The sequence below is a fragment of the Arthrobacter sp. UNCCL28 genome, from assembly GCF_900102805.1.
Lineage (GTDB): Bacteria > Actinomycetota > Actinomycetes > Actinomycetales > Micrococcaceae > Arthrobacter > Arthrobacter nicotinovorans_A.
Window position 1 is genome coordinate 682,997 of record NZ_FMWE01000001.1, and the last position, 20,247, is coordinate 703,243.

The window sequence follows — 20,247 nt, forward strand, 5'->3', positions numbered from 1 at the left end:
CGGCCGGAACGCTGTCTGCCTGCATGCGGCGTAGTTCGCTCTAGGCAAAGCAGCCCGCGAACGCCGGACCGCGTACTGTTGATGTTTGGTATGTGCCGCTGCCGTATTCGGTGGCAACAGCCGTGGAACCGGTCACGCAATGCCGGCATAGAGAGGCCTCAATGCTTACTTCGCCCAGCCCCGAGGGCTCATTGGACCCGCGTCAAACGTCCGACGCCGGTCCCTCCCCAGTGCCTCCGGCACCAGCGCGGGACAACAGGTACATGATCATGGTGATCTCGGGTCTTTTGGCGTTGGGACTCGGCATTGGCGCTGCGGCGCTTCCCGTTCCCTATGTGATCGAATCGGCCGGACCTACCTTCAATACCTTGGGTAAGGACGGCGATAAGCCAGTCATCACCATTTCCGGACGGGAATCCTTTCCGGCAAACGGCAACCTGGATCTCACCACGGTGGTCTTGACCGGCGGTCCCAAGACTCCCGCAACCATCTTTGACGTCTTCCGTGCATGGTTGGACAGTTCCAAGGCCATATATCCGGAGGAACTGATCTATCCCAAGGGCACCACCGCAGAACAGACGGTGCAGGAGGGGGAGATTGCCATGGAGACTTCCCAGGAGAATGCCTTTGCTGCCGCCTTGCGTGAGTTGGACATCCCGTTCGAGCAACGACTAAACGTCGCGGGCCTCTCGGAAGCGTCCCCTGCTGCCGGCAAGATCCAGGAGGGCGACCTCCTGAAGTCCATCAACGGCAAGGTCATCACCTCGATGAGCGTGATCCAAGCTGAACTGGCCGCCGGTGCAGGGGCCCCGGCGGTTGTTGTGGTGGAACGGAAAGGCGCTGCCGTAACGGAGACCATCACTCCCACCAGGAATTCGGCCGACCGCTATGTCCTGGGTGTGCTGCTCGCCAGTGACTTCACGTTCCCCTTCGACGTCAGCATCTCCCTTGAGAACGTGGGCGGCCCCAGCGCGGGCATGATGTTTGCCCTGGGTATCATCGACAACCTCACGCCGGGCGACCTTACGGGCGGAAAACACGTAGCCGGCACTGGAACGATCACAGCAGATGGTGCCGTGGGTCCCATCGGCGGCATAGCCCAGAAGATGATTGGCGCCCGGCAGCAAGGGGCCACGATGTTCCTGGCTCCGGCCGCCAATTGCTCCGATGTCGTTGGCCATGTTCCCGATGGATTACAGGTAGTCAAAGTCGAAACATTGGCCGATGCCAACTCCGCTGTGGAGCGGCTTGGGTCGGGAGAAGACACGGCGGGCCTTCCCACCTGCACAAACAACTAGACTGGCGGTGGAACTTAGCTCCACCGCCACTCGTGGCATATATGACGGCCTCCGCCATATCCCAGCGGCAGAGAATGTCAACCACTCGCATACCGACTGTTCACTGACACCAATGAGGTACAGAGTTTGTCCCGTCCCGCCAGCTCCAACCCGCCCGGAAGATCACCGCTGAGACGAGGTGCCCTGACTCCGACGCTCATTGTCGTGGCAGTGGCCGTCGTCGGGTTCATTTTCTTCGCCAATGTGTGGACCGACGTCCTCTGGTACCAGCAGCTTGGTTTCTTCGAAGTGTACATACGCGAAAATCTGGCCAGGATCATCACGTTCCTGATCGGCTTCGCCATGATGTTCGCCGCTGTTTTCTTTGCCATCAGGATCGCCTACCGCTCCCGCCCCGTCTACGCTCCGGATGCGGAGTCGCGGGACAACCTCAACCGCTACCAGGCCCAGCTTGAGCCTGTACGCCGGGTTGTCATGATTGGCCTTCCCATCCTGTTCGGCCTGTTCGCGGGCAGCGCGGCGGCCAGCCAATGGCAGAAGGCCTTGCTGTTCTTCAACCAGGAGCCATTCGGCCAGACGGATCCGCTGTTCAACCTGGATATCAGCTTCTACCTGATGTCCCTTCCTTTCCTGGGCTTCGTCACCGGATTCCTGATCAGCATCGCCGTCGTCGCCGGCATTGCCGGAATCCTGACCCACTACCTTTACGGCAGCATCCGCCTGATGGAGCGCGGTATATTCACCAGCCGCGCCGCCCAGATCCACATCGCCGTGACCGGTGCGCTTTTCCTGGTCCTGCTGGGCGTTAACTTCTGGCTCGATCGGTACACCACTGTCCAGAGCAACTCCGGTCGCTGGGCGGGTGCCCTCTATACAGATGTCAATGCTGTGGTTCCCACCAAAGCCATCCTTGCGGTTGCCGCCGGGCTGGTAGCCATCCTGTTCATCATTGCCGCAGTCATCGGACGCTGGCGCCTCCCGGTGATCGGTACTGCGATGTTGGTCATCACTGCCATTCTGGCCGGCGGGGTGTACCCGTGGGTCATCCAGCAGTTCCAGGTCCGTCCTTCCGAGAACACGCTGGAAAAGGAATTTATTGACCGAAACATCAAGATGACCCGGGCCGCCTATGGCCTGGACCAGATTGATGTCTCGGCCTATAACGCAACCACTACCGCCACCACCGGCGCACTGGCGGCAGATGCGCAAACCACGGCCAACATCCGGCTTTTGGACCCGAACCTCATCTCCTCAGCGTTCGCCCAGCTGGAACAGTACCGCCCGTACTACCAGTTCCCGCAGACCCTGAACGTGGACCGCTACATGGTTGACGGCAAGGTCCAGGACACCGTGATCGCTGTTCGCGAGCTGAACCCGGACGGATTGAGCGCCAACCAGCAGACGTGGGTCAACAGGCACATTGTCTACACTCACGGCTACGGTGTGGTTGCTGCCAAGGGCAACAAGTTCACTGCTGACGGAAAACCCGAGTTCCTGCAGTCCGGCATCCCCTCCAACGGCGTGCTCGGCAACGACACCACGTACGAGCCCCGCATCTACTTCGGCGAAAACTCTCCTGAGTACTCCATCGTGGGTGCACCTGACGGTGCTCCGAACCGTGAGCAGGACCGACCCGCAGGCAGGGAAGGTGGGGGAGAGACCCAGTACACCTTCAGCGGCAACGGTGGACCCAACGTAGGCAACTGGCTCAACCGGATCCTGTACTCCATCAAGTTCCAGTCCTCGGATCTGCTGCTTTCCGATGGTGTCAACGCCGAGTCCCAGATCCTTTACGAACGCAATCCGCGCGAACGCGTCGAGAAGCTGGCTCCGTACCTGACTGTTGACGGCAACGCCTACCCGGCCGTTGTTGATGGACGCGTGAAGTGGATTGTCGACGGCTACACCACCAGCCAGTACTTCCCGTACTCCCAGCCGCAGCAGTTGCAGAACGCCACGGCCGACTCCCAGACGAACGCAGGCCGCACCGTGGCCTTGCCGAACAGCTCGGTCAACTACATCCGCAACTCGGTCAAGGCCACCGTGGATGCTTACGACGGTTCGGTCAACCTGTACGCGTGGGACGATCAGGACCCCATCCTGAAAGCGTGGCAGAAGGTCTTCCCGACCGTCATCAAGCCATACTCGGAAATGTCCGGCGATCTCATGAGCCACGTTCGCTACCCGGAGGACCTCTTCAAAGTCCAGCGCGAACTTCTCGGCCGTTACCACGTGACAGACCCGGACAGCTTCTACCAGAACAACGATGCTTGGAGCGTTCCGAACGATCCCACCGTTTCGGAAGCCGTCAAGCAGCCGCCGTTCTACATGTCCCTGCAGATGCCCGACCAGGAGAAGCCGGCCTTCCAGCTGACATCCTCGTTCATTCCGCAGACCGTCAATGGCAGTGCCCGGAACATCCTGTACGGATTCCTGGCTGCCGACTCCGACGCTGGAAACGAGAAGGGCGTCAAGGGGGAGAGCTACGGCAAGCTTCGGCTGCTTGAACTCCCCACGGACACCCAGGTCCCGGGACCGGGCCAGGCACAGAATAAATTCAACTCCGATCCCACCGTCTCCCAGGCGTTGAACCTCCTCCGGCAGGGTGCTTCGGATGTGCTGAACGGCAACCTGTTGACGCTGCCCGTAGGTGGTGGCCTGTTGTACGTGCAGCCGGTCTACCTGAAGTCCACGGGTGAAACGTCCTACCCGACGCTGCAGCGTGTTTTGGTGGCCTTCGGTGACAAGATCGGCTTTGCGCCCACCTTGGACGAGGCACTGGACCAACTGTTCGGTGGCAATTCCGGCGCCACAGCCGGAGATGCCGACAACAATGGCCAGACGCCTACCGCGCCTCCGGGAACCACTGCGCCGCCTACTGGCCCGACCGATGCCAAGGCTGACCTCAAGGCAGCCCTGGACGAGGCGAACAAGGCGATTACGGACGGCCAGGCCGCCTTGGCCAAGGGCGACTTTGCAACTTATGGCGCCCAGCAGGCCAAGCTGTCCGAGGCCTTGAAGAAGGCGTTGGATGCGGAAACGCGTCTTGGCGCCACAACTGCCCCGACGGCGACCCCCGGTGCCAGCCCCAGCGCCACACCGTCACCTTCTCCGAGCAGCTAGGCAGGGCAGCCACGCGGCTGCGTGGCTGAACAGCGACTGATAAGGGCCGGTGCCCGTTCCCTGCAAAGGGGGGCGGACACCGGCCCTTTTTGGCGGGGGAGACGCACATCACGCAGTCAGGATTTGGTCTCCCCTTCACCTGCCGGTAAGCAAAAAACATTCGGTAGCTCGCTGGGCTCATAACCCAGAGGTCACAGGTTCAAATCCTGTCCCCGCAACTGGAGAAAAGGTCCGGATCAGTAATTACTGATCCGGACCTTTTGTTTTCCCTCAAACCCTCCTTGGAAGACGCGACCCTCGCACTTCCCCGGGGTTTGGTCGGGACCCTCTTTCATGTCCCCCTGGGTTTGTTGGGACGCTCTTTCATGTCCCCCGAGTTTGAGCCGGACCGTCTCTCATGTGCCCCGGGTTTGAGTCTGACCGTCTCTCATGTCCCCCCCCGGAGTTTGGGCGCGACCCTTTGGCAGGATCACGGTGATGCTGCGCCCTCTTGCAGGTTGGCGGTAGGGGAACGGTGAGTGATCTAGGGCACCTTTGGTGCTATTTGGTCGGAAGGGCCGCGGAGGTGCGGTAGTGTTGTTCTTGCGACGCGGGGTGGAGCAGTTCGGTAGCTCGCTGGGCTCATAACCCAGAGGTCACAGGTTCAAATCCTGTCCCCGCAACTGGAGAAAAGATCCGGATCAGTTTTCACTGATCCGGATCTTTTGTTTAAGCGGCCTTCGGGGTAACGGGTGCTAGCATCAAGTCCGGATTCGCTGAGGCAGGAAATTGGAGGGGACGGCCCCATGGTGAATGAAGACGTCAGGTCCGGTCCCACTAGGGAAGTCCTGGAACGGGACAGCCCTGTGGCCGTCTACCAGCAGGTGGCCGACGTTCTGACGGATCAGGTCAGCCGTCTGGAACCGGGATCGCGGATACCCACGGAAGAGTCGCTGATGGACGAGTACGGCATCAGCCGGACTACAGTCCGCAAGGCAATCGAAACGCTCGTCGTTAAAGGGTTGCTGGTCCGCAGGCAGGGCAAGGGAACATTCGTGATGGCACAGCGGCCGGTCAAAATGCTGAACCGGTTGGCGCCCTTCATGGAAACGTTCACCGCGGCAGGGATGAAGACTGTCAAAGGGCTGATCGAATACAAATGGATGGAAAAAGACAGGACCGTGCCGGCAAAGCTGGTCTCCGATGACAATCTTGTCCTGGTGATCCGCCGATCATATTCAAGTGCCGGTTGGCCTTATGCCATTGCGGAGATCTTTATCCCCTCGCATATAGGACGGCACATCAGCCTCGCCGATGCAGAGAGGAACTCCATCTACCAGGTCATCCAGGATAGGACGCTGAAGCCGCTCCAGCGCGCTGAAATCACCGTGACCATGCACGAGCCCCCGGAGCACCTTGCAGACGCCCTCAACGTCCGTGGCTTCGCGATGGTGCCACGGCTGGAGCGGACGACCCTGGGCGCTCACGGGGAGGTTCTGGAATGCACGGTGACGTACTTCCATCCCAAGGGTTTCGAGATCCGCGCCGAAGTGGCAACGGACGTCAGCCCGGGGCAGGACTCCGCCGCCGTGCCCCACTCAGGGCAGCAAGCCCCGTAGTTTCGACCATTGCACCCAAGACCAATGGGCCGGATCCTTTCAGGATCCGGCCCATTGGTATGTTCAGCGATATGTCACGGCCAAGCGGGCCGGGGGGGGGGTCTAGAGCTTGTCGAAGTCGGCTTCGTCGATGGTAGAGCCCGTTGCTGCAGGAGCTCCCGCGCCGATGGCCGGCTTGGAACCGCCGGACTTCAGTGCTGCGAGGCGGGCCTCGATCTCAGTCTGCTCTCCGAGGTCCTCGAGCTGGTTGAACTGGGCGTCGAGGCTCGAGCTTGCAAGCTCCTGCTGGCCCAGGACCTTGGCCTCTTCGCGGCGGATCTTCTCTTCGAAGCGGCCGACCTCGCTGGTGGGATCCATGATGTCGATGCTCTTCAGGGCGTCGTGGACCTGGGACTGTGCAGCCGCGGTCTTGGAGCGTGCAACGAGCTCGTTGCGCTTGGCAGTGAGCTGGTTGAGCTTGTTCTTCATCTGGTCGAGACCGGTCTTGAGCTTGTCCACAACCTCGGTCTGGGAGGCAATGCTCGGCTCAGCTGCTTTGGCCTCGGATTCCGCAGTCATCTGACGCTGAATGGCGACCTTGGCAAGGTTGTCGAACTTCTGGGCATCAACCGAATCGCCGGCGGAGCGGTACTCGTCGGCCTTCCTGGACGCGGCGAGGGCTTTGTTGCCCCAGTCCTGGGCGTTCTTGATGTCCTCGTTGTAGTCCGCCTGCAGCATCCGGAGATTGCCGATGGTCTGGGCCACGGCTGATTCGGCCTCGGCAATGTTGTTCGTGTAGTCGCGGACCATCTGGTCCAGCATCTTCTGCGGGTCCTCAGCCTGGTCCAGCAAGGCGTTGATGTTTGCCTTGGCGAGCTGTGAGATCCGACCGAAAATGGACTGCTTAACCATGGTGTTGCCTTTCGTCCTGCTCAGTGGTGCCACTGAAATCAGTGATCAGTTGTTGTACCGCTTCTATGCGGGGCATTGACCCCACTTAGTCTGTCTGGCTAGAAGCTGCCGGAGTCTCCGCCGCCGAAGTCGCCTCCGCCACCACCCCAGTCTCCGCCGCCGCCGGAATCGCCACCGAAGAAGCCTCCTCCTCCGCCGCCGTCGTTATTGCCGCCGCCCCAGCCGCCTCCGCCGCCATTGAGGATGGAGTTGATGAGGATGCCGCCAAGGATGGCGCCGCCAAGGCCACCGCCGCCTCCACCGCCACCGCCGAACATGCCACCGCGGCCGTAGCCCTGCCCCTGGTCTGCATAGCCGAACTGATCGACGTCGGACTGGGCAAGCTGGGCGGCCTGCGCGGCAAGCGAATGCGCCTGCTGGGCGTAGGTCAGCGCCGTGACGGGATCATTGCGGGAAATGGACAGGGCGTAATCCAGGTTTCGCTGAGCCTCTGCCAGCCTGGTCCGGGCTTCAGTACCAACGCCACCTCGCCGGGCAGTGATGTAATCGGACGTGGCGCTGATCTGCGCTTGGGCAGCCATGATGGTCTGTTGCAAGGATGCCTGGGCCCGGCGCGCCTGTTCCTGCTGGTCACGGATACCGGACAGCGACTGATCCAGCGCCTGGTGTGCGGACTCCACGCGGCTGAGAGTAGCAATGGGGTCGATCTTTCCACCCTGGATCTCAGTCTTCACCTGGGCCAAGGCAGCTTCCACACCGGCCACGGGGCCGGCAAGCTCGGGGTGTTCGCCCGATTGGATCATGGCCCGTGCCTGGGCAAGGTCCTGGCTGGTCTCAGCAACAGCTCCTTCCAAGGATGCCCGGGCCTCATCCAAGCTGCCAGCAGTCTTGGAAATGGCATCGATCAGCACGTTGGTTTGGTGCAGGCTTTCCTCAGCGGCCCGAACGGCTACTGCCGCCATGCTGTTCTCGCCTGCGGTGAGCTTCTCTTGGGCTGCGGCAACGGCGTTCTGCACGAAGGCAAGACGCTCTTTGGCCTGCAGTATGTTGTCAGAAACCTGGGTCAAGGCAGACTCGGCATACTTGACCCGTAGGCCCGCGAGGGATTGTTCCGCGTTGGCGATCTTTGAATCCGCGTCCTTGGCTCCTGCCGAAACGGCGGCCAAGGCTTGGGGAGCATTCTTTTCCAGCTCGCGCAGTGAGTCGAAATCGGCCTTCTGGTCACGCAGCGATGAAAGCGCTGCCTCGGACCGGCGGATGATTTCGCCGAGCCAGCTCCGCTGCTGCTCTTCGGTGTCCGGGATATGGTCGTCCAACTGCTGCTGAAGCTTGAACGACTCCGTCATATGGGCCTTGGCTTCTTCCAGCGCTTTGGTGAAGTTGCCAATTGCGGCATCACCGTACTGCGCCTGGGCGAAGCCGAGCTCCTGCTCACTGGACTTGATGGCGTCGTCGGCCTCGATCAACAGCGAGCCGCTCTTCTGTCGCAGTTCCGGAATACTCAATCCGGCGAGCGGATCAAGCTGTTCGCCCTGTGGTCCATAGCTGGCGCTGACGGCTTTGGTGCCGCCCTTCTTGCGTCGGTTCCGGAGGTACAGGTAGGTGCCGGCACCTCCGGCGGCCACAACGCCAACCCCGACAAGGACGCCGACGCCGGCGTTCCCGCTGGGCACCGTCCCGCTTCCACCACCTGCGGCATCGCCGATGGCGGCAGCTGTGTCTATGGCTGCCTGGGCGTAGTCCTTCTTGCCGCCTGCCAGATTGGCAACGACGGCGTTCTGGGCAATTGCCGACTGCTTCGAGTAGATGGAGCTGCCCGAGTTCAGGGCGAAGTTGTACTGTCCAGCCGTGGAAATTGCCAGGATGGCGTCCGGTTTGCCCATGAGCTTTTTCTTGGCGACGGCCTCAGTCCATTGTTTGGGGTCCGTCGGGTTTTCGAAGGAGTCCACCGTGACCACGTACAGGTTGTACTTGTGGTCCTTGAGCGTCTTTTGGATGGCTTCCTGGACTTCACCTTTTCGGCTTCCCAAGACATTGGCGTCGTCCACGATGTTCTGCCCGGACGGAATGGTCACCGGATCGGTGGCCCAAGCAGCTGTCGCCGGGAACGCCAGCAATCCAGCCACGCCAATTCCGGCGAGTACGCGTTTAACTATTGACCGCATGTGCAACCCTTCAGCACGTCTGCGACTGGAACAAGGCGTACCAATCGTCACAGAATGCTCAGCGCCCCCACGCATGGTGTAAAGCCGCAGGTCGCTGTGGCAATTCCTCTTGATTCTATGGTGCACCCCATGCTCCGTCCACAGGGGTGAATATGCCACCAGCGAAATATAGGAGAGGTCGGGATTGTTCAGCCGTTGAGGACAATTCGGCAGGTCTGTTGCAGCCCGGCCGGACCTTTCAGGAAGCTCCCAGCGAACGTCCGCTTTTGTTCCAGTTACTGGGTACATAGTTGTTGGAGACGAGGACGAAAGGAAGACCCATGACGGAGAACCCAGCGCAGGGCACCGCACCGGAGAACCGCGAGCCATCCGAGCCGCGGGAGACAACCGGCGGGCACAGCGACGCCACAGCCACCCAGCAGCAGCCGGCCTGGACTTCAGGGCAGGAGAATGCCGGTCAGGAAACTGCAAATCATGAAACTGCGGGGCATGGCCACGGGGACACCCACGCCACCACCCCCTTGCCGGCCTACCAGCCGCCTGCAGCCGACCAGAGCGCCCAAACCTACCAGGGCGCCCAGGCCGGCGCGCAAGCGCACCACGCAAGCCAGCACGCTGCCCCGGCCCAGCACTCGCCGCAGCAGTACACGGCCCAGCACCCCGGACAGCACACCGCTCCCGCCCAGGCCTCCGGCCAGCCCAACGCGACCACGCAGCAGCCGCAGTACTACGGCGTTCCGCAGCAGGATCCGTCCCATCGTCCCAGCTACCCGCAGCACCAGCCGTTCTACGGCGGAGGCGCCGGCCCCCAAGGCCCCCAGGGACCTCACGGCCCGGGCACGCAGCACTCCCCGGCCACCAATGGCCCTGCCAAGCGCAAGCCCGCTTTCGGCGTGGGGACCTTGGTGGCGAGCATGCTGGCGGCGGGCTTGATCGGTGGCGGTGTGGTGGCCGGAAGCAATGTGCTCTGGGACCAGCCGGCTCCGGCAGCGTCAACGAGCGGGCAGTCCAGCACTGTCATCGTCAACAACAAGGATGACGTCAACGTCATCACCGCTGCAGCTGCCAAGGCTTCGCCCAGCGTGGTCACCATCAAGGCAACCAGCGGCAACGAGGGCGGAACCGGTTCCGGCATCATCCTTGATGACCAGGGCCACATCCTCACCAACACGCACGTCGTAACGCTCGACGGCGCCACGGCCAATGCCGCGATTGAGGTCCGGACGAGTGACGGGAAGGTCCTCAAAGCCACCGTTGTTGGCACGGATCCGCTCTCGGACCTGGCCGTGATCAAGGTCAGTGATGCGTCCGGGCTGGTTCCTGCAACGCTCGGCGACTCGTCCAAGATCAACGTGGGGGACACCGCCGTCGCAATCGGTTCGCCTTTGGGCCTGACCGGTACCGTGACGGACGGAATCGTCTCCACGCTCAACCGCACCATCAGCGTTGCCTCCTCCGCTGTTCCCGAGGGCACGCCGGACGAAAGCCAGGGTGGCGGCGAGGGCTTCCAGTTTGCGCCACCGAACGGTGGCCAGAGCCAGGCCACTGCCAATGAGGGTTCGATCGCCATCAACGTCATTCAAACCGACGCTGCGATCAACCCGGGCAACTCCGGTGGTGCGCTGGTGAACAGCAAGGGTGAAGTCATTGGGGTCAACGTCGCCATCGCATCTGCGGGCAGCGGAACCTCCGATTCTTCCACCGGAAACATCGGCGTAGGTTTCAGCGTGCCGATCAACCACGCCAAGAGGGTGGCCCAGGAGATCATCGACAACGGCAAGGCCAGCCACGGCCAGTTTGGCGTGTCGGTTCGGTCCAAGTCCTCCACCGGCAGCAACTCGGGCTTCTCTGTGGGTGCAGAGGTTGCCGCGGTGACCAGCGGTTCGGCCGCAGCGAAGGCCGGCCTGAAGGTTGGCGATGTCGTGACCAAGTTCGGCGATTACACCGTCAGCGATCCAAACCAGTTGACCGCAGCGGTCCGCGAGCAGCCGGCAGGTGCCAAGGTCAAGGTCACCATCCAGCGGGGCGGCCAATCGCAAGAGGTCGAAGTTACCCTCGACGCCGCGCAGCAGTAGGCGGCAGCAAAAGCGCACGACGGCGGGCGTCACCTCACTGGTGCCGCCCGCCGTCGTGCTGCGTCGGGTAAGCCGGGAGTATCGGCGTCGGCAGCCGGAGGCATCGGGAGTCATCCTAAACAGTGCTTAACGCTGGGAGTGGTTTTCTGCGGGCAATATGCTTAGCTAGGACGAGCCCACGCGCTGGGCTATTCACGGCCACGCTGTTGCGGTTGGCCGTCCACAAGCATGGAAGGCTGCTTCGAAGACAGTGGAAGAGACATTGAAGATTGTCGTTCTGGTCAAGCACGTCCCGGACGCGCAGTTCGACCGGCACATCACCGGACCTGGCAACACAACCGACCGTGACGAGAGCATCTTGTCCGAGCTGGACGAGTACGCGCTCGAGGCAGCGTTGCAACTTGCCGAAGAACGTGGCGGACCCAAGGCCGGCAACGAGGTCATTGCGCTGAGCATGGGCCCGGCAGGAGCGGTCAACGCCGTCAAGAAGTCGCTGCAGATCGGCGCGTATTCGGGCGTCCACCTCAGCGATGACGCTTTGGCAGGTTCCGATGCCGCTGCCACCTCGCTGGCACTCGCGGCCGCCATCAGGCATCTGTCAGCCGACGGCCGCCCGGTGGACCTGGTCCTGACCGGCATGGCGTCCACCGATGGTGAGACATCGCTGATTCCGTCCCAGTTGGCCGAGCGGCTGCAGTTCCCGCAGGTCACCTTCGCTTCCACCCTGGAAGTTGCAGGCAACCAGGTCACTGCCCGCCGGGATGCCGGTGCCTTCTCGGAAACCGTTGAAGCGCAACTTCCGGCCGTCGTTTCGGTGACCGATCAAATCAACGAGCCCCGCTACCCCAACTTCAAGGGCATCCTCGCGGCAAAGAAGAAGAAGATTGCTTCCCTGTCACTTGCCGACATCGGTGTGGACGCCTCGCAGGTGGGCCTGGCTGGTTCCTGGACCGTAGTTGAGGCCGCAGAGGCCCGACCGCCGCGGACAGCCGGCACCATCATCACCGACGACGGCGACGCCGGCATCAAGCTGGTCGACTTCCTCGCCGCACAGAAGCTGCTCTAAAGGGGATCGCAACCATGGCAAACGCACTTGTTTTCATTGACAACCCGGGAGCGGCTCTGAAGAAGAGCAGCCTCGAACTCCTCACCATCGCCCGCTCGCTGGGGGAGACCGCCGTCGCGTTCACCGGTGAGCTGAACGACGACGTCGCCGCCACCTTGGGTGCCTACGGCGTCGGTACGGTGTACCAGCCGTCGACGCAGGACCTCGAGAACTATCTGGTTGGCCCGAAGGCCGCCTACCTTGCTGCTGCGGTGCAGAGCTCGGGAGCCACGGCTGTTCTCCTGGACAACTCGCCCGAGGGCAAGGAGATCGCGGGCAGGCTGGGTATCAAGCTCAACGCGGGCGTCATTACCGACGTCGTAGGCGTGGAGGCTGACGGCACAGCGCACAAATCGGTCCTTGCAGGCTCGTACAACACCACCGCGAAGGCCACCACCCCGGTGACGGTCCTTTCAATCAAAGCCAACAACGTCGAGCCCGCCCCGGCCGAAACTGCGGGAACCCCGGAAGTTGCCACGGTTGAGTTGCCGGCGGATGCCGCGGCCAACTCTGCACGCATCGCTTCCCGGTCCGAGAAGCCTGTCAGCGGCAGGCCGGACCTCAGCGAAGCGCGCATCGTCGTGGCCGGTGGCCGGGGCGTGGACGGCGACTTCGGTCCGGTTGAAGAACTTGCAGATGCCCTGGGTGCGGCAGTGGGCGCATCCCGCGCCGCCACGGATGCGGGCTGGATCGGCCATGACGCGCAGGTGGGCCAGACGGGTGTGACCGTTTCACCCCAGCTGTACATTTCTGCAGGCATCTCCGGAGCCATCCAGCAGAAAGCCGGCATGCAGACCTCCAAGGTCATCGTGGCCATCAACAAGGATGCCGAATCACCGGTATTCGAGATCGCCGACTACGGCATCATCGGCGACCTCTTCAAGGTCCTCCCGCAAGCCGCTGCCGAGATCAAGAAGCGGAAAGGCTGATCCCTTTGTCTACTGGCGTATCGTCAGCGAAGAGCCCGTTCGACGCCTCCACGGAGCGCGTCGAGCGGGTGCTTTGTTTTACCGCCCATCCTGATGACATCGATTTTGGTGCCGCCGGTACCATCGCCGCCTGGACGGCTGCCGGGGTGGAGGTCAGCTATTGCATCATGACCGACGGCGACGCCGGCGGCTTTGATCCGGTGGACAGGGAACGGATTACCGAGCTCCGCACCGGGGAGCAACAGCGGGCCGCCGCCCTTGTGGGCGTCAAGGACATCCACTACCTGCACGAGCTCGACGGCTACCTTGAGCCGACACATGGCGTCATCAAGCAGGTGGTGAAGCTGATCCGGGAAGTCCGCCCGGACATTGTGCTGACCATGCATCCGGAGCGGAACTGGGACCGTCTCCAGAAGAGCCACCCGGACCACCTGGCAGCCGGCGAAGCAGTCACCCGGGCCGTCTATCCTGCAGTGGAGAATCCCTTTGCGTATCCGGAACTTGCCGAAGCAGGCTTGGATGCCTACAAGCTGCCGTGGCTGTGGTTTATCTGCAGTCCGGACGCCAGGGAGAATCACTTTGTTGATGTCTCGACCCATGTCGATGCCAAGTTGGACGCCATCCGGGTCCATGCGAGCCAGCACCCGGACATTGAGGGCATGGAGCGTGTTGTCAGGGGTCAGATGCTGACGAACGGACAGCGCGCGGGTCTGCCTGCCGGGACCAGTGCAGAAGGCTTCCACGTGGTGTCGGTCAACGGGTCCGGAACCATAGCCGGCTTTTAACATTGCCGTGGTGTTACCCGTGTCATATGCTTGATCTCGGTTAAATCATATTTATTCGAGGAAGGCAGACTTTGATGGCGAAGACTGCGCAACAACCTGTACTGGTGATTATGGGAGTTTCCGGCTCCGGTAAATCAACCGTGGCCGGAGTCCTGGCCGGAAAGCTTGGCTGGGACCTTGCCGAAGGCGACGACCTTCATCCCGAAGCGAACGTCGCCAAGATGCACGCGGGACAAGCCCTCAGTGATGAGGACCGCTGGCCTTGGCTGGGCATCATCTCGGCCTGGATTCGCGAACACGTAGAGTCCGGAACTCCGGCGATCATTACCTGTTCGGCATTGAAGAAGAAATATCGCGATGTCCTTCGCAGCGAAGGTGTGGTGTTCGTCTTCCTGCAGGGGAGCAAGGACAAGATCTCCGACCGCCTGGCCTCAAGGCACGGCCATTTCATGCCGCCTTCGCTCCTTGAGTCCCAGTTCGACGCGCTGGAGGAACCGACTGAGGACGAAAACTACATCTCGTTGTGTGTTTCGGCCTCCCCGGCTGAGGAAGCCGACGAAGTCATCGAACGGCTCGGCCTCCGCCCCGCAGCCGCCGGCAGCGAAGCGACCGCCTCGTGAGCGTCCTGGAAACCGCCACGCAAGTACAGGAATGGACCGGGCACGACACCCGGCTCCTGGTAGTAGCTGCTCTGGGCATTGCCTTGATCGTGGTGCTGATTGCCAAACTCAAGTTCCACCCGTTCCTGGCCCTGGTGCTGGGGTCTGCCTTCGTGGGCCTGGCTTCGGGCGTGGAACTGGGCAAGGTCATCACCAACTTCGAGGACGGCGTGGGCGGTGTCCTCAAGGAAGTCGGGCTGCTGATTGCGCTCGGGGCCATGCTCGGCAAGCTCCTGGCGGATTCCGGTGGTGCCAACCGCGTGGTGGATACCCTGTTGGCCAAAGCCAGCGGCAACAAGCTGGTCTGGATGATCACCCTGGTGGCCGTGATCATCGGCTTGCCCATGTTCTTCGAGATCGGCCTGGTCCTCCTGCTCCCGGTGATCGTCCTGGTGACGCAGCGTTCGAAAATGAAGCTGATGCGGATTGCGATCCCGGCACTGGCTGGTTTGTCTGTGCTGCACGGCCTGGTGCCGCCGCACCCCGGCCCCTTGATTGCCATCAGCGCCGTGAAGGCCGAGCTCGGAACGACGCTGGGTTTGGGGATCCTGGTAGCGATTCCCACCGTCATCATCTGTGGGCCGCTCTTCTCCCGGCTGGCCGCACGGTGGGTTCCGGTTGATGCGCCCGCCGTAGCAGGTGGAATCGACACCCAGCACGCTGCAGACATGAGTGAAGTCAAACGGCAACCATCGTTCCTGGTGACCCTGCTGACCATCATCTTCCCCGTAGTGCTGATGTTGCTGAAGGCCTTGGGCGGCATCATCTGGCCGGACCCTGCGACGGCACCTGCCCTTCGGATCTTCTTCGACTTTGTGGGCCAGCCTTTGGTGGCCATGACGCTGGCTGTGTTGGTGGCCATGGTGACTTTCGGGTATGCCGTAGGTTTCACCGGCAGCAGGATCACGGCAAAACTGGGCGAAAGCCTCGGGCCGATCGCGGCGATCCTCCTCATCGTGGGTGCCGGCGGAGGCTTCAAGCAGACGCTGATCGGGGCCGGCGTGGGCGACGCCGTCAAGAAGTGGGCTGAGGGCGCCAATATGTCCGTCCTCGTACTCGGCTTCATCGTTGCGGTGGCACTCCGCCTTGCCACAGGATCGGCGACGGTGGCCACAGTGACGGCAGCCGGCATCGTGGCGCCGCTGGCGAGCAGCCTGAGTCCCACTCATGCTGCCCTGCTCGCCCTGGCAATCGGCGCAGGATCCCTGTTCCTCTCCCATGTCAACGACGCCGGTTTCTGGTTGGTCAAAGAACTGTTCGGACTCACCGTCGGGCAAACGTTCAAGACCTGGTCCGTTATGGAAACGCTGATTTCGGTGGTGGGATTCGGGTTCGTCATGCTCCTGTCCCTGGTGTTATAGCTGCCTGTTGAAAAAAACAAAACGCCCGACGGCGGTCATCCCCAAGGTGGGACGGCCGCCGTCGGGCGTTAGGTGCTTTTACTTCAGGCGCTCAGTGCAACCACCAGGACAGGGTCCGTGGTGGGGGCGCTTGATCCGCCCGTGGGTTCCACGGTGATCGCTACGGACGAGGCTGAGGACAGGCCCTTCACCACGGCCGGCTTGGAGAGAGTCTGGGCATCCATGGTTCCCTGCGGTACCGGTGCTGAACCGTCCTTGGGCAGGGTCCACAATTGGTACACCTTGCCCTCCGGAGCCGGGGCCACGCCATCCATGAGGACCACGAAGGAGTCCTTGGCCGAAGAAGCGGAAATGGTAGCCGTTCCGCCGCCGGGAACCGGTGCGGACTTCTGCTGGACGTCCTGTGCCTGCAGCACCTGGTTGACGGGGTCGTTTTGGGTGGAAACGTAAGCTCCCACACCAATACCACCAAGGGCGATCACTGCTGCTGCGGCCGCGCCCACGATCCAACGACGGGCCCCACCGGCCCCGCTGCGCTCCCCGCGTTTTGCCCTCGCAGCGGCCAGCTCATCCAATACCGGAGGTGCAGGCTCAGTGGCCGCCGGTTCAGTGGCCGCCGGCTCAGTGGCCGCCGTTCCGGCGAAGGGCTCAGCCGGCGCTTCATGGGAGATGCGCTGCATGATGGTGTCAAAAAGGGCGGCCGGAGGCTCCTCCTCGGGCGCGAAGCTGACGGCCAGGGTCTCCCTGGCTGCACGGACGCGTTCGTGGAATTCCCGGCTCTCCGGAGCATCCCGGAGGTAGGAATCGATCATGTCCCGTTCGTCATCATTGATGGCGTCCAAGGCATAGATCTCAGCAAGTTCCAGTACACGGCCCTCGGCGAGGTCGGTTGCGATGTCGTTGGCAAACATTCTGCGGATAAAGCCTCCACTGGTGTTTTCACTCATTTCAACCCACCCCCAGGCAGGTCTTCAAACGAAGCAGCCCGTCACGGATGCGGGACTTGATGGTGGGGACGGCAGCGCCCAAGTGCTCGGCAACCTCCCGGTAGGTCAATCCGCCGTAATAAGCCAGGCGGACCGATTCGCGCTGGGTGTCCGTCAGCGTGCCGAGGCAACGGCTGACTGCTTCGGCTTCCAGGTTGGTGTCGGCTTCTTCGGCCACCAGGTCACGGTCCGGGTCCTGGCTTGCAGCGCCGTATTTGGCCTCACGATCCGTTGCGGCCTGCACGGCCCGCACACGGTCAATGGCCCGGCGATGCGCAATGGTCATCAGCCACGCCAGCGGCGTGCCTGCGGAGCGATCGAACTTGGCTGCGCCTTGCCACACTTGGATAAACACTTCCTGGGTGGCGTCTTCGCTGAGGTCGGGGTCTATGAGGACGCGCTTGGCCATGCCGAAGACACGCCGTGAGGTCAGGCGGTAGAACTCGGCAAAAGCCTGTTGGTCGCCGGAAGCCATGAGCTCAAGCAGGCCGGTGAGCTGCGAATTCACATCTGTCGCGGTGCCTGTAGCTTCAAAGACCGGTGGGCCGGGGGTGTTGGGGATGTCCATCACCGTCCAGCATATGTCGTCGCGTTTGAAACCGGCAGCACCACCGTGTGATGTTGCGGGCGCGGCGGTGCAGCGGTTCACTGATATCGCCCTGGTCTGCAGCGCGCTCACGTAAGCTCCCTCAACGAATGTCCCGGCAGGATTTGTCCTGCATCAGGTATTCGGTGCTGCGGCGCCTTTGGATGGGCTACACCTTGGCTCCGGCGAATCCGTTCTGCCGCCAGGCCTCGAACACTGCAATCGAAGCAGCGTTGGCCAGGTTAAGGGAGCGCAGTGATGGCTTCATGGGAAGGCGGACGCGGGCTGTGACATGGGGGTCGTTCTTCAACCAGTCCGGCAGGCCAACGGACTCTGGCCCGAACATCAGGACATCACCCTCGACGTAGCTGATATCGGTATAGGACGTTTCGCCGTCGGAGGTATAGGCAAAGACGCGTTGCGGTTGCAAGGCCTCCCATGCGGAGTCGATGTCTTTGTGGACGGTGACTACGGCAAGGTCGTGGTAATCAAGGCCGGCACGGCGCAGTTTGGCATCGGAAAAGTCGAAGCCGAGGGGCTCCACCAAGTGGAGTTCGGCTCCCGTGATGGCGGCCAGGCGGATGGCATTGCCCGTATTGCCCGGGATTTCAGGAGTGTGGAAGAGGATGCGGAACACCCGCCCATCCTATCGGTCAGTGCCGTCGGGCCCGGGCAGGAGCCCAGGTGGTGCCTAGTGCATCCCGCGCAGCAGGCGTGCCAGCACCGGCACCACTACGGTGTTCGGAGCTGGCCCCGAGCTGAGGAACTGCTTGAGCCCCCTGGCCAGTCCGGCGCCATTGACCACTTCCACGGCGTTGTGGCCGGATTGGCCCTTGCCATACTGATCAATCACCGGTTCGTGCAGGTTGCCGTCAGGGCTGTGCAGGACCACCCATCCGGTGACGTTGAGTTCAGGGAAGATGTCCTGCATGTGCCGGACGATGTGTGCCAGTTGCGGGGGAGCGACGGAACGGCCGCCGTGCCGAAGGGAGTGGCCGTCCCAGGAGTACGCACCCTTGGGAAGCAGCATGGAGCCTACCAAGGCCAATCGGTAACCGGAGAGCACGGCGTGGTCAATGTGGTTGTTGTCCGAGGGTGAGCGCAGGCCATTGATGAGCCGGGCTGCTGGAATGACCGGCAGCACCTGGCGGCTGATGAGCTGGACGGTGCGCATTTCACGTTGGATCCGCGCTTCGGCTCCAAAGATGCCCCGCTTCCGGGGGAGCCCATGGACCTGCTGCGCGGCTTCGGCCTCGGAAATGAGCGGGACCTCGTTGGGATCCTCAAACGCAGGGACGTAAACGGGTGGATCACCGGCGGTGTTCCGCTGGGTCTGGGGACGCCTGACGTTCCCGGTGGCGAATGGACCCGGTGCCGAGGTGCCCGTGTAGTCCCCGGGACGGGGCTGGCTTACCCCGGATGCTCCGCGGGCGTAGCGGCGGTCGTACTCAGCCCTGCGCCGGGGGTCGATCAGGGTTTCGTAAGCCAGGGTGACACGCCGGAACATCTCCGCTTCTCCGCCGTGGTCGGGGTGCGCCTTCCGGGCAGCCTTGCGGTAGGCGACCTTGATCTCCTTGTCCGTCGCGGTGACGGAAACACGAAGAACCTGATAGTGCGAACTGCTGCCCTCGGCCAAGCACGGGCCCTTCTCTCAAAGTGGTGCGCTCCAGGGGAGGCGCGGTACTGGCAAGTTTATCCAGCCACTATGTGAACGTTGGTACCGGGGCGGGTGGTTCCCGCTGGCATAATTCACGCTGTGACCCCACCGGCAGCCGATAACCCCTCCAGCACGCGGGGAACCATCGCTCTGGCGATCAACCCGGCTGCCTCCTTTGGCCGCACCCGCCTTGCCGGGGACCATGCCGCAGCCCGGTTCCGCGCCGCCGGACGTGACGTCGTCGTTCTCCAAGCGGATGGTTACGGCGGACTGCGGCAACTCGTCGACCAAACCCTGATCGCCCGGGAAGTGGACGCCCTGGTGGTGGTGGGAGGCGACGGCATGGTCCATCTAGGGGTCAACGCGCTCGCCGGATCCGACATTGCCCTGGGCATAGTTCCCAGCGGAACGGGGAATGACGTTGCCCGGCTCCTTGGAATGCCGCTTCACGACACCGCCGCGGCCTGTCGCCTCATCCTGGCCTCGATGGCCGCAGGAGGAAGGCGGATCGACGCCGGCCGGGTTGTCTCTGAGGGCCGGACCAGCTACTTTGCCGGAGTTCTCTCGGCCGGGTTCGATGCCGCAGTCAACGAACGGGCCAATTCGTGGAGGTGGCCGCGAGGAAAAAGCCGCTATAACCTTGCGATGCTCAAAGAGTTGGGTTCGTTCCGAAGGATCGACTACACGGTGACGGCGGACAACATGACATGGCGCCAGCCGGCGCTGCTGATCTCAGTGGCGAACGGGCAGTACATCGGCGGTGGCATGCGGATTACACCGGAGGCTTCGCCCGAGGACGGCCTGCTGGATCTTTTTGTGGTCAAACCGTTGTCGCGGCTCCGGTTCCTTGCTGTTTTTCCGAAAGTATTCGCCGGCAAACACACCGGCCACCCTGCCGTGCAGATCACCCGCGTACAAAAGGTGCGGTTGGAGGCAGAGGGCGTAGTGGCCTACGCCGACGGCGAGCGCATCGGTCCGTTGCCGGTGGACGTGGATGTTGTTCCGGGCGCTGTGCGGGTCCTCGCGTAG

Annotated in this window: 16 protein-coding genes and 2 tRNA genes; 12 read left to right on the plus strand and 6 right to left on the minus strand. The window is 62.5% G+C overall.

Annotated features, from left to right (window positions below; translation table 11 throughout):
- Positions 1-161 precede the first annotated feature (161 nt).
- From BLQ01_RS03100 to BLQ01_RS03120, 5 genes are all read left to right on the plus strand, one after another.
- A complete protein-coding gene (locus BLQ01_RS03100; protein ID WP_091550086.1) occupies positions 162-1,298 on the plus strand; it encodes a YlbL family protein in 1,137 nt (378 codons plus the stop codon).
- Positions 1,299-1,424: 126 nt separating this feature from the next.
- Positions 1,425-4,421: a UPF0182 family membrane protein gene (locus BLQ01_RS03105; RefSeq protein ID WP_026540015.1), complete on the plus strand. Its 2,997-nt coding sequence runs from the start codon at positions 1,425-1,427 to the stop codon at positions 4,419-4,421.
- A 92-nt stretch (positions 4,422-4,513) separates the two neighbouring features.
- Positions 4,514-4,638, plus strand: a tRNA-Met gene (locus BLQ01_RS22275).
- Between the two features lie 371 nt (positions 4,639-5,009).
- A tRNA-Met gene (locus tag BLQ01_RS03115) sits at positions 5,010-5,083 on the plus strand.
- 123 nt (positions 5,084-5,206) lie between these two features.
- A complete protein-coding gene (locus BLQ01_RS03120; protein WP_091550088.1) occupies positions 5,207-6,019 on the plus strand; it encodes a GntR family transcriptional regulator in 813 nt (270 codons plus the stop codon).
- A gap of 102 nt (positions 6,020-6,121) precedes the next feature.
- Here BLQ01_RS03120 and BLQ01_RS03125 read toward each other — a convergent pair whose 3' ends face one another.
- Positions 6,122-6,910, minus strand: a complete 789-nt coding sequence (locus tag BLQ01_RS03125; protein WP_026540017.1) for a PspA/IM30 family protein — start codon at positions 6,908-6,910, stop codon at positions 6,122-6,124.
- Between the two features lie 98 nt (positions 6,911-7,008).
- Positions 7,009-9,075, minus strand: a complete 2,067-nt coding sequence (locus BLQ01_RS03130; protein WP_026540018.1) for a TPM domain-containing protein — start codon at positions 9,073-9,075, stop codon at positions 7,009-7,011.
- A gap of 320 nt (positions 9,076-9,395) precedes the next feature.
- Between BLQ01_RS03130 and BLQ01_RS03135 the strand changes: the two genes are divergently transcribed.
- From BLQ01_RS03135 to BLQ01_RS03160, 6 genes are all read left to right on the plus strand, one after another.
- On the plus strand, positions 9,396-11,150 hold the full coding sequence (locus BLQ01_RS03135) for a trypsin-like peptidase domain-containing protein (RefSeq protein ID WP_091550090.1): 1,755 nt from the start codon (positions 9,396-9,398) through the stop codon (positions 11,148-11,150).
- 262 nt (positions 11,151-11,412) lie between these two features.
- The gene (locus tag BLQ01_RS03140; protein ID WP_035760560.1) at positions 11,413-12,216 is read left to right on the plus strand and encodes an electron transfer flavoprotein subunit beta/FixA family protein; all 804 of its coding nucleotides are present in this window, start codon (positions 11,413-11,415) and stop codon (positions 12,214-12,216) included.
- Positions 12,217-12,230: 14 nt separating this feature from the next.
- Entirely contained in the window at positions 12,231-13,184 is a 954-nt protein-coding gene (locus BLQ01_RS03145) for an electron transfer flavoprotein subunit alpha/FixB family protein (protein WP_026546178.1), read from the plus strand.
- Between the two features lie 5 nt (positions 13,185-13,189).
- The gene (locus BLQ01_RS03150) at positions 13,190-13,969 is read left to right on the plus strand and encodes a PIG-L deacetylase family protein (protein WP_091550092.1); all 780 of its coding nucleotides are present in this window, start codon (positions 13,190-13,192) and stop codon (positions 13,967-13,969) included.
- Positions 13,970-14,043: 74 nt separating this feature from the next.
- Positions 14,044-14,589 (plus strand): gluconokinase, encoded by a 546-nt coding sequence (locus tag BLQ01_RS03155; protein ID WP_026540023.1) that lies wholly within the window; start codon positions 14,044-14,046, stop codon positions 14,587-14,589.
- The gene (locus BLQ01_RS03160; protein WP_091550093.1) at positions 14,586-15,989 is read left to right on the plus strand and encodes a GntT/GntP/DsdX family permease; all 1,404 of its coding nucleotides are present in this window, start codon (positions 14,586-14,588) and stop codon (positions 15,987-15,989) included. Before BLQ01_RS03155 ends, BLQ01_RS03160 begins: the two co-directional genes overlap by 4 nt.
- A gap of 83 nt (positions 15,990-16,072) precedes the next feature.
- On the opposite strand, the gene BLQ01_RS03165 is transcribed toward BLQ01_RS03160, so the two are convergent.
- The 4 genes from BLQ01_RS03165 to BLQ01_RS03180 form a co-directional block, all read right to left on the minus strand.
- Positions 16,073-16,936 (minus strand): anti-sigma factor, encoded by an 864-nt coding sequence (locus BLQ01_RS03165; RefSeq protein WP_026540025.1) that lies wholly within the window; start codon positions 16,934-16,936, stop codon positions 16,073-16,075.
- A gap of 1 nt (position 16,937) precedes the next feature.
- Positions 16,938-17,654: an ECF RNA polymerase sigma factor SigK gene (gene sigK / locus BLQ01_RS03170; RefSeq protein ID WP_091550095.1), complete on the minus strand. Its 717-nt coding sequence runs from the start codon at positions 17,652-17,654 to the stop codon at positions 16,938-16,940.
- 76 nt (positions 17,655-17,730) lie between these two features.
- Positions 17,731-18,198: a tRNA (cytidine(34)-2'-O)-methyltransferase gene (locus tag BLQ01_RS03175; protein WP_026540027.1), complete on the minus strand. Its 468-nt coding sequence runs from the start codon at positions 18,196-18,198 to the stop codon at positions 17,731-17,733.
- 54 nt (positions 18,199-18,252) lie between these two features.
- Positions 18,253-19,197: a J domain-containing protein gene (locus tag BLQ01_RS03180; protein WP_091550096.1), complete on the minus strand. Its 945-nt coding sequence runs from the start codon at positions 19,195-19,197 to the stop codon at positions 18,253-18,255.
- Between the two features lie 120 nt (positions 19,198-19,317).
- Here BLQ01_RS03180 and BLQ01_RS03185 point away from each other — a divergent pair, with 120 nt between their 5' ends.
- The gene (locus tag BLQ01_RS03185) at positions 19,318-20,247 is read left to right on the plus strand and encodes a diacylglycerol/lipid kinase family protein (protein ID WP_254779187.1); all 930 of its coding nucleotides are present in this window, start codon (positions 19,318-19,320) and stop codon (positions 20,245-20,247) included.

Coding starts and splice junctions, on each gene's coding strand:
- BLQ01_RS03100 (WP_091550086.1), top strand. CDS start 162: ATGCTTACTTCGCCCAGCCCCGAGGGCTCATTGGACCCGCGTCAAACG.
- BLQ01_RS03120 (WP_091550088.1), top strand. CDS start 5,207: ATGGTGAATGAAGACGTCAGGTCCGGTCCCACTAGGGAAGTCCTGGAA.
- BLQ01_RS03125 (WP_026540017.1), bottom strand. CDS start 6,910: ATGGTTAAGCAGTCCATTTTCGGTCGGATCTCACAGCTCGCCAAGGCA.
- BLQ01_RS03130 (WP_026540018.1), bottom strand. CDS start 9,075: ATGCGGTCAATAGTTAAACGCGTACTCGCCGGAATTGGCGTGGCTGGA.
- BLQ01_RS03135 (WP_091550090.1), top strand. CDS start 9,396: ATGACGGAGAACCCAGCGCAGGGCACCGCACCGGAGAACCGCGAGCCA.
- BLQ01_RS03145 (WP_026546178.1), top strand. CDS start 12,231: ATGGCAAACGCACTTGTTTTCATTGACAACCCGGGAGCGGCTCTGAAG.
- BLQ01_RS03155 (WP_026540023.1), top strand. CDS start 14,044: ATGGCGAAGACTGCGCAACAACCTGTACTGGTGATTATGGGAGTTTCC.
- BLQ01_RS03165 (WP_026540025.1), bottom strand. CDS start 16,936: ATGAGTGAAAACACCAGTGGAGGCTTTATCCGCAGAATGTTTGCCAAC.